Source organism: Vibrio sp. 1288, assembly GCF_033344475.1.
In genome coordinates, this window is the sequence record NZ_JAWPOX010001216.1 from 1 (window position 1) to 500 (window position 500).

At 48.2% G+C, this 500-nt stretch carries 1 protein-coding gene; it reads left to right on the forward strand.

Features of this window, described 5'->3' with window-relative positions:
- On the forward strand, positions 1-378 hold a 378-nt coding region (locus R8O11_RS31760; protein WP_318195457.1), incomplete at its 5' end, for a DUF4043 family protein.
- Between the last annotated feature and the right edge of the window lie 122 nt (positions 379-500).

Genomic DNA, 500 nt, shown 5'->3' on the forward strand with positions numbered 1-500 from the left:
CTATTCCAAGGTGACCGCCTAATGTGGCGCAATATCTTGGTTCGTCAATACCGCAAACCAGTACGTTTCAATGCTGGCTCTAAAGTGAAAGTTGGCGCAGCAAGCGGCAACGGCACTGAAACTGAAGCTACAGCCGCTACCGTAATTGACCGCGCAATCCTACTTGGCGGCCAAGCGCTAGCAGTTGCTTACGGTAAATCTTCAAGCGGTGCTCAGTTCTCTATGCACACCGAGAAGGTTGACCATGGCAACGGTCGTGAAACGTCTATCGCTTGGATGAGCGGCGTTAAGAAAGTTCGCTTCCAAGAGAAGAATGGCCGAATCAATGACTACGGCGTAATGGTGCTAGATACAGCCGTTGGCGGTTTATCTAAGTAATAAGTTACTGGCTGGCTATCTAGCCAACCTTTATTCATCGGAATCAAAGGAGAATTGCAATGGCAGTTAAAGTATCACCAGCCGTTAAGCAAAACGTCTATAACGGTACTCACGGTAACCTT